This is a genomic window from Dietzia sp. Cai40 (assembly GCF_014145165.1).
Lineage (GTDB): Bacteria > Actinomycetota > Actinomycetes > Mycobacteriales > Mycobacteriaceae > Dietzia > Dietzia natronolimnaea.
On record NZ_JAALEB010000030.1, the window covers coordinates 1 to 8362 of the forward strand.

The window sequence follows — 8362 nt, forward strand, 5'->3', positions numbered from 1 at the left end:
GAGCGGTTCGCCAGCATCGGTGCCGCCCGGGCATGGATGAACCGATTCATCCACTGGTACAACCACCAGCACCGGCACAGCGGGATCGGACTGCACACCCCGGCCAGCGTCCACGACGGCACCGCCGAGACCATCCGCGACAGGCGCCAGCTCGTGCTCGACGCCGCCTACGCCAAACACCCCGAACGGTTCACCCGACGACCGCGCCCACCCCGACTGCCGGAAAAGGCGACCATCAACGACCCCGACGCCCGATCACCCGAAACTAGCCAAGCCCAACCGAGCACCTCACGTCTCATTTGATTTGACACGCTCCGGGCCGCCGGCTCGTGGAGGAGAGCGGTGGTGATTGTCTGGCGGACGCCCGGGGCTGCCTCGCCCAGCGCATTTCTTGAGCTATCACTCGGCGGGCGGCGCAGGAACGAAGGATCCTTTCGATGGACCGCTGAGGTAGGTACATGCCTGCATGAACGAATGTATAGTCACGTAACCGCATGCCCGTCCAACCGGAAACCGCGCAGATTGCTGCGACGCCGATTCAGGAGATGTCATGTCAGTCGAGGTCCCTACCCGTCATCCAGAGCCGCGACGAGTCCTACTGGACTATCCCCACCGTCAGGCAGGGCATTGTGGTTCCGGAGCGCTGAGAGACCTCCTGGAGTGGGCCGGTCTGGGCTGGGACGAGGTGCCGAGCGAAGGTCTGGTCTTCGGAATGGGCGGTGGTCTCGGCTTCACCTACCTGCGGGCACCGGGTCTCGCCCCTCCCATCTACTTCGTCGGGCGTAGCAGCGACCTCGAGGTCGACCTTCTCGCCAGGCTGGGTGCAGAGGTCGACGTTCGGGGAACCGACGATCCCGAGACCGGCTGGGGCTGGGTCCGCCGCGAACTCCAGCAAGGCCGTCCCGTGCTGATGTGGGCCGACATTTCTGAGCTGCCCTACCTCAATGTCCGCCTTCAGATGAGTCGGCACGACATCGTCGTGATCGGTTACGAAGACGACACCGAGACGGCTTTCGTGGTGGACAACGACCGAGCCGAGATGCAGAAAGTCCCCTACGAGGCTCTTGCGCGGGCGCGCGCGTCCCGATCGTTCCCCGTGCCCACGAGGCACACCACGTACTTCGTGAACTGGCCCCAGATCCTGCCCGATCTCCGCCAGACTGCGGCTTCGGCCCTCGTGGCCTCGGTCGAAAACATGCAGGCGGCGACAACCGCGATTATTCCGGACGCGTCGGTGCTACCGCCGGATGCCGTTGCCGCTGCCGGGATCAGTGGAGTCACGGTCTTCGCCGAGGATGTCGACCGGTGGCCGGGGCTCATGCCCGAACCGGAACTGGACATCGCGCTGCGTTCTCTCCACGCCTTTGTAGAGAAGGCAGGCACGGGCGGCGGCCTGTTCCGCCGGTTGCAGGCACAGTTCTGTGGCGACGTGGCCCGGCTAACGGAGTCCGCGGAGATGGCGAAGGCCGGAACTGCGCTCTTGCGCTGCGCGGACACGTGGTCGGCTCTGGCTGCGGCCGGCCGTAGCGACGGATCGACGCTCGATCGCTGGCGACGGGTCAATGAACTCGCCGCGACGCTTCCCCGCGACGAAGGCCATGCCATCTCTCACATGCGCAAAGCGGCGGGGGAACTGGGGATGGGTGACCCATTGTAGGCAAGTCGGCGAACGCAGCAAGCGAGCACCACTGCCGGGTTGCAGCAGCAGATCTGCGGCCACCGCGGACGTAAAGGCGACCCGCTCTACGGGATCCGCACCATCATCCGCTGCGACCCGGCACGGCTGACCGAGCGGCAGTGGCGACGGTTCAATGACGCATTGGCCGCCGACCCCCGGCACGAGGAACTGTTCCTCGCCTGGCAGATCGCCCACGAACTCCGACAGGCCTACCACCATAAAGACCTGCCAGCCGGGCGCAGCGCTGCGGAGAAGATACTCGCGACCTTGCCGTCCTGCCCGATCCCAGAGATCGCCCGCCTCGGCCGCACTCTTCGCAAGTGGAAGGACTCCTTCCTCGCCTACTGGACCACTGACCGATCCAACAATGGTGGAACCGAAGCGATCAACGGCCTCATCGAACTCCACCGGCGCCTGGCCCGCGGCTACCGCAACCGCGACAACTACCGCCTGCGGATGCTCCTCATCGCCGGCGGGCTACGGACCTGACCCCACACTCAGATGCGAAGAGCCCCTTATCCGGCCCTTCCGGAATCAGAGTGCATTGATCCGGTCGTGAAGCTGACCGGAGTGGATCAGTGACCGCAAGATGTAGTGGTTGAGGTTCCGGAAGCCCAGGGCGATTCCGCGGAGGTGTTCGAGGCGCCCGTTGATGGCCTCGACGGGACCGTTGGAGGCACCCACGTCGAAGTACGCGAGGATCTCGCGGTGCCGCTTCCACAGCGACCGGCCGAGCTGGGCGAGCTCGGGTAGTTCCTTCGGAACGCCGGCCCGGATCGATTTGAGGAGCTTGTACATCGCGATCTTGCCCTCCCGCTTGCCCGAGGCCTCGTAGGCGGCGATGAGCCGCTGGTAGACGCCGTAGGTGACCTCCACCGCCGCGTGCGCATCGTTGGCCGTGAACGCTTTGAACAGGCGGGCCTTCTGCTTGTCGGTGAGCAGCTCGGCCCGGGTGTTCAACGTCCGGCGGATGCCGTACAGCGGATCGCCCGTGCGGCCCCGGTGCCCGGTGGTGGCCTGCTGGATGCGCTGGCGGCACACGGTGAGCTTGTCCGCGGCCAGGTGCACGACGTGGAAAGGATCCATCACCGTCCGCGCTTCGGGGACGGCTTTGGCTGCGGCGGTGTGATAGCCGGCGAACCCGTCCATTGTCACCACCTTGACCCGGTCACGGAACGCCTGGTCGCGCGCGTCGAGCCACTCGGTCAGGACCCTCGCCGAACGCCCCGGGACCATGTCCAGCAGGCGAGACGGGTCGGTGCCGTCCACCACCGGGGTCAGGTCGACCAGCACCGTCACAAACGAGCTGCTGCCGTCACCGCGCACGTGCTTCCACTTGTGCTCATCGACCCCTAGAACGCGCACCCCGTCGAAGTGTCCGGGCTGGTCGTAGACCATCGTGCGGATCTCGGAGACCGCCAGGTCGTTGACCAAATCCCAGCCAAGCCCGAGGGCCTTGGCCACCGCGGACACGCTGGTGCGGTCGACCGCCAGGCGCTGCAGAATCCAGCGGGTGCAACGGCGGGTGGTCTTGGCCCGCGGCTCGGCCAACGCCGGCATGCGTTGCTGGAAGATCCGCGTGACGCACTCGGTGTTGCCGCAGGTGAAGCGCGGTACCCGCACGTGCAGTCTGGTGGGATGGCCGACGATCGGCAGATCGGTCACCCGCCGCTCGATGTGGTCTCGTAGCCGGCCCACCACCCCGCACTCGGCGCAGATCGGATCCAGTGTGACCGGGGAGCAGAACAGGTGCGTGAGCTCGTCGGCCACGGCGGCGTCGGTGATGGTCACCCCCAACTCGACGGTGCGGCAGATGGTGTCGGCAAGCAGGCTGGCGGTAGCGTTCAAAGCGGGTCCTGGGGATGCGAAGTGCTGGTGTAGGAACTTGCATCTTCACACGCCCCAGGACCCCTACATCTTGTGCCTCACCGCATCACCGGCGAACCCCAGTTACGCACTCCGGATCCGGAAGGGCCCCTTATCCATGGGTGTGGGCTCGCGTGCACACCACGCGCGAGACCGCCGTTGGGGTGCTGCAGCAGGTACAGATCGCTGTGGTGGAAGTCCGAACGGATCGCGCCGGCCGATCGCGCCGACTCCACGAGTCTTTCAGCCGCGTGGAACGCCCGCCCGATCTCCGCCCGGAACAGCTCGGTTCCAGCATCCGGCGAGAGGATGACGTCGCTGAACCCGAGATTGAACCGCTGTGAGTGCGCCAATTGTGGCTGGTTGATCGACTACGAGGAGTCTGGGTCGGTGTCGAGTGAGTGTGCCGGTCGAGTGTGGTGTGCAATGGTATTCACCCCCTGCGGCAACATGACTGAGAATGCTCCACTCGATAATCATGGCGAGGAACTTCTATGGATCCTGTAGTCACAACCCTTGAGCTCCGCGGTGACGGTGTCACACTTGCCGCCGACCGGTGGGATCCACCGTCAACTGCGGGCGATTCAGACGTCAGCAGTAAAGGTGTGGTGCTGTTGCTGCACGGCGGCGGGCAGACCCGGCATTCCTGGCGAAACACCGGACGCAGGCTCGCGGCGGACGGCTGGTCCGCCCTCGCCCTGGATGCACGGGGGCATGGGCAGAGCCAATGGGCACCGGACGGGGACTATGGCATCGACGCTCTGGTCGCCGACCTGACCTCGGTCATCGGCGAGTTGGGGCAGACGCCGGTACTGGTCGGGGCCTCGATGGGCGGTATGACGTCGTTGATCGGACAAGGAGAGAATCCCGAGCTCGCTCGTGGTCTGGTGTTGGTCGATATCGCCCCGAAGGTCGAACCGGGCGGCACCGCGGAGATTATGGCGTTCATGCAAAGTGGCCTGGATGGTTTTGACAGCCTCGACGACGCTGCCGCAGCGATCGCAGCGTATACCCCGAACCGGGTCCGCACCCCCAACCCGCAGGGGCTGCGCAAGAACCTCCGTCTGCGCGATGGCCGCTGGTATTGGCATTGGGATCCGGCGTTTCTGCGCCAGGGCGACGAACCCACCCGCCAGACCGACTCGATCGTGCGATACGAACGCGCCCGGGACGCCGCAGCCGCGATTACCGTTCCCACGATGCTCGTTCGTGGAACACAATCAAACGTGGTCAGCGAAGAGGGCGCCAAAGAGTTGCTTGAGCTCATACCGACCGCCAGATTGATCGACGTCACCGGGTCCGGTCATATGGTCGCCGGCGACGACAACGATGTGTTCAGCGGCGGATTGAAGGGTTTTCTCGACAACGACGTTCTCGCATCGCGCCACTGACGCCGTCGAGGACTCGAACGTCACCGGCGGCGGGAGCTCACCTGGGTTGCGTATCGGTGCCGGTTGCATTGATGGCCGGATTCGCCCGCCCCCGCGGGCCGCTTCGCTGACAGCGGAGCTCGAGGACCGCTTCCCCGGATGTGGCCGCCCTGCGATCCCGGCTTCGATGTTGGCCACGAGCATGGACCGATAACCAGACGTTATGACAAGTAGACGATGCCGAGTTGTGAATCTCGCGAACTCGACCGCTCCCCGAACTGCTCGCACGTTCGTCCGGTCTCGCACTGGCAACTCGGCACCTCAGAACTCGGCACTTCATCAGCAGGCGCGGTGGGCGCGACTGGTGGAGCTGCTCGGTCTGAGGCTGTGCGCGATTCCGTTGCCCCCTGTGTGGGCGTGGTCGGAGACATTCCGAAAGCCGACCTTCTTGCCCCACACGGGCATATCGCCGTCTGGCGGGTTCGCCTGCGACAGATAGGCAACGGCGCGCCACAGGATCTCGTTTTCTTGCCCCTAAGAGTGGAGTCCACTGTGGCCGTCACGCGGCAACTATTCTCGACTGCGGCTGCTCGCGGCATCGTCCGGCCTCGAAGCCAGCGACTTACCATGACCAAGGTCATTGCGGCGTTCCTTGCGGTGCCAATGTCTCGGTGACGCGAACACTCAGTTCCGGCTTGTCGTCGCCTTCGGTGTGAGTGAACGTCCCAAGATGGGACCACATCGAGTCCACGAGCGGCTGGAGGAACAAACGGCCCAGCTGAGTGACGATGACGTCGACCACCTGAACAGCATCGGCGCGGACCCTAGACGCCGCACCAGACTGCCGCATAGCTATCACTTCCCGGTGTGTCAGCTCGGTGAGCCGTTCGAGTAACTCACCTCGCTGACCGCCGGGATCTAGCAACGCGCGGCGCAGGTAGTTCACCACCTCGGGACGCCTGAACAGCATGTCGGCAACCGCCTCGTTGCGGATCCGGGCGATGTCGGCGCCTGGGACGTCCACGGGCGCCGAGGCAAGTGCGGTAGCGAAATGCTCTACGACCAGTCGCTCGACCGCCCCGCGCAGGCCGTCCTTCGTGCCGTAGTGATGGACCACGAGACCCACCGTCACCCCGGCCGCGGTCGCCACGGTTCGCAACGAAGTGCCGTCCTCGCCGTTGGCGGCGTAGAGATCCAGTGCGGCGTTGCGGATGCGCGCCTTGGCAGTGAGATCCTGGCCCGCGGCGCCTGGTGCGGAACGATTCACGCGGTTCCCCTTCAGTTGCGGTCGAGCCTACGGACCCCAAACTAGACTATACGTCGGTACCGCATACTGTATGTTCGTACAGTACATGGTGTCCCGGCTCAGTCGGCCTTGTCGACCTGACTATCGTGCCGTCGGCAGCCAGTTGCTCAGGCCACCCGCATCGGGCCTCAGGGCCCCTTGGACGTCCCGGTCGAGGTTGGGTCACGGGTCGGACGTGCGGGTGTCGGCGATATCTCCGTCGCCATGAGCAGAGGTGTCACACCCAGCACAACTTCATCGACAGGAAGGTCTGGACATGGACACATTTCGCGACAAGGCCGGCGGGCCGATAGGTACCGATATCGACACCTGGGTGCGCTCGTTTACGCGCATGGAATCCGGTTCCTCCGAGCTTCCTCCCCACCACCCCAACTGCCTTGGCTGTGGACCAGAGAACCCGAATGGTCACTTCCTCTCGGTACGGCGTGACGGAGACGGCGTCGTCGCACACCACCAGTTCGACCAGCGCCACGTCGGGGCACCCGGCATTGCACACGGCGGCGCGGTAGCGACCGTGATTGACGACCTCTTCGGCTTCTTGCTCTATTCGGTCGGCGAGCTCGCCGTGACGCGCCGTCTCGAGCTCGAGTATCTTGCGCCAGCACTACTCGACACCCCGTACATCCTGCGCGCTGCAGTTCGGTCTCGCGATGGCCGGAAATTGGACCTCACGTCCACGATGGAGGATGCAGAGGGCCGCACTGTTATTACTGCCACTGCCCTGTTCATCGTGGTCGAGGTTGAACACTTTTTGCAGTCACAGAGAAACTCGAGGGCTTAGGCCAAACTCACCGCCGCGAGCACCAGGCCCGAATACGTCGAGGATGTCGGCGGAGCCTGAAGATATTGAACGCCACGCCCAAAGAACGGGCGAAGCGGAAGGCACCGTGCATCGCCAGTTGCCCTGTACGAGTCAACCAAGAGGCAGCGCTACCTACGACGGAACCCCGTCGGCGGGTGGCCGGTCCAGTGCTTGAAAGCGTGTGAAAAGCTGGCGAGGTCGCTGTAACCGAGGTCCGTGGCGATCTCGCTCGCGGACACAGATCCGTCCAGTAAACGAAGAATCGCGTACTCACGAATGACCGACTGGCGCAGTCCGCGATAGGTCATCCCTTCCTCAGAGAGGCGCCGCTTAAGTGTGCTCGTAGAGATGGAGAGTTCGTCTGCAATCCACTGACTTCCACAATCTGCGGGACGCTTCTCTATCAGACGTCTCACCTTGTCCGAATACGAGGCGATTTTACTCCGCTCGTCGAGCCTTCGCTGCAAGTCACCGCTAGCGAGTCGATACGCCACGGGGTCAGAGAACCGGCAGACGTGATTGACCGCGTCAACGGGAAAATGCAGAATGGACAGTGAAGCGTCAAATACCAGGCGACCAGCTAACCAATCCTGATCCACGGGCAGACCTTCCGGAGCGGGCCAACCCAGTGAGAGTGTGATGTCTGGTGCATCGCCAACGAGTATATTCAGCAGCCTCAGCAGGACCGCACCACAGTAGGTGACCACTAGGGAGTCTAGGACTCGATCGCCCGTCTGCCCATTGAGCGCGACAGACACTCCGTGTCCACCTGCGTAGAACTGCGCACTCAGGGCTGGGGTTATTAGCGGCAGGTAGGCAAGCAATTCCAATATCTCGCCTGCGGAACCTGCGCTTACTAGTGGGACGCTTAATGGTCCGAAGGACGTCAGATGAGCATGCTGGGCGAACGCCAAACCGAGGGTCGTTGCTTGGTCGACGTCGAGGTCGGGCAAGGCTTCCCTGATCCACCGCAGGGGAACTTGGGCGTTGATGGCAAGAAGTGACTCGACGTCGCTTCGCTCACGATCCATGATCTCGCGAAACCGTGCAACGGCGTCTTGCTCCAGAACTGGGCTCTCAAGTAACTGCGCGAACACGAGCGGTGGCACGCCCTCGCGATCAAGATTCATCGCCCCCGCCTTCTGAGCCAAATTAACAAGCTTCTGCCCTCAATCAACCTAGCCGCAGTCGTCGTTGTTAGCAATGCTGTGAGCAGCTATTACCCGAACAACCATGCAGGAGCCAGCGATGACAGTCGTAACCTTCGTCTCACATGAGGGAGAGAAGCACGTGGTGCCCTTAGAGGAGGGGCAGTCACTCATGCGGATCGCCGTCAACAA

Annotated in this window: 8 protein-coding genes and 2 pseudogenes; 7 read left to right on the top strand and 3 right to left on the bottom strand. The window is 63.8% G+C overall.

Features of this window, described 5'->3' with window-relative positions:
* From G6022_RS16740 to G6022_RS16650, 3 genes and pseudogenes are all read left to right on the top strand, one after another.
* Positions 1-105, top strand: a pseudogene (locus tag G6022_RS16740) (integrase core domain-containing protein); the annotation flags it as partial.
* 445 nt (positions 106-550) lie between these two features.
* Entirely contained in the window at positions 551-1657 is a 1107-nt protein-coding gene (locus tag G6022_RS01455; protein WP_067478094.1) for a BtrH N-terminal domain-containing protein, read from the top strand.
* A 39-nt stretch (positions 1658-1696) separates the two neighbouring features.
* Positions 1697-2167, top strand: a complete 471-nt coding sequence (locus G6022_RS16650) for a transposase (protein WP_228549380.1) — start codon at positions 1697-1699, stop codon at positions 2165-2167.
* Between the two features lie 45 nt (positions 2168-2212).
* Here the strand turns inward: G6022_RS16650 and G6022_RS01465 are convergent, their stop codons facing one another.
* A complete protein-coding gene (locus tag G6022_RS01465) occupies positions 2213-3526 on the bottom strand; it encodes an ISL3 family transposase (protein ID WP_069388581.1) in 1314 nt (437 codons plus the stop codon).
* A gap of 152 nt (positions 3527-3678) precedes the next feature.
* On the opposite strand from G6022_RS01465, the gene G6022_RS01470 reads away from it, so the two are divergent.
* A complete protein-coding gene (locus tag G6022_RS01470) occupies positions 3679-3888 on the top strand; it encodes a hypothetical protein (protein ID WP_069388582.1) in 210 nt (69 codons plus the stop codon).
* A 150-nt stretch (positions 3889-4038) separates the two neighbouring features.
* The gene (locus G6022_RS01475) at positions 4039-4935 is read left to right on the top strand and encodes an alpha/beta hydrolase (protein ID WP_069388583.1); all 897 of its coding nucleotides are present in this window, start codon (positions 4039-4041) and stop codon (positions 4933-4935) included.
* Between the two features lie 616 nt (positions 4936-5551).
* On the opposite strand, the gene G6022_RS01480 is transcribed toward G6022_RS01475, so the two are convergent.
* Positions 5552-6181: a TetR family transcriptional regulator gene (locus G6022_RS01480; protein WP_182639191.1), complete on the bottom strand. Its 630-nt coding sequence runs from the start codon at positions 6179-6181 to the stop codon at positions 5552-5554.
* Between the two features lie 295 nt (positions 6182-6476).
* Between G6022_RS01480 and G6022_RS01485 the strand changes: the two genes are divergently transcribed.
* Positions 6477-7001: a PaaI family thioesterase gene (locus G6022_RS01485; RefSeq protein ID WP_008379464.1), complete on the top strand. Its 525-nt coding sequence runs from the start codon at positions 6477-6479 to the stop codon at positions 6999-7001.
* 149 nt (positions 7002-7150) lie between these two features.
* On the opposite strand, the gene G6022_RS01490 is transcribed toward G6022_RS01485, so the two are convergent.
* Positions 7151-8152 carry an AraC family transcriptional regulator gene (locus G6022_RS01490; RefSeq protein ID WP_107749265.1) on the bottom strand — a complete coding sequence of 334 codons (1002 nt, stop codon included), beginning with the start codon at positions 8150-8152 and terminating at the stop codon, positions 7151-7153.
* A 118-nt stretch (positions 8153-8270) separates the two neighbouring features.
* Here G6022_RS01490 and G6022_RS01495 point away from each other — a divergent pair.
* Positions 8271-8362, top strand: a pseudogene (locus tag G6022_RS01495) (2Fe-2S ferredoxin); the annotation flags it as partial.

Coding starts and splice junctions, on each gene's coding strand:
- G6022_RS01455 (WP_067478094.1), top strand. CDS start 551: ATGTCAGTCGAGGTCCCTACCCGTCATCCAGAGCCGCGACGAGTCCTA.
- G6022_RS01475 (WP_069388583.1), top strand. CDS start 4,039: ATGGATCCTGTAGTCACAACCCTTGAGCTCCGCGGTGACGGTGTCACA.
- G6022_RS01485 (WP_008379464.1), top strand. CDS start 6,477: ATGGACACATTTCGCGACAAGGCCGGCGGGCCGATAGGTACCGATATC.
- G6022_RS01490 (WP_107749265.1), bottom strand. CDS start 8,152: ATGAATCTTGATCGCGAGGGCGTGCCACCGCTCGTGTTCGCGCAGTTA.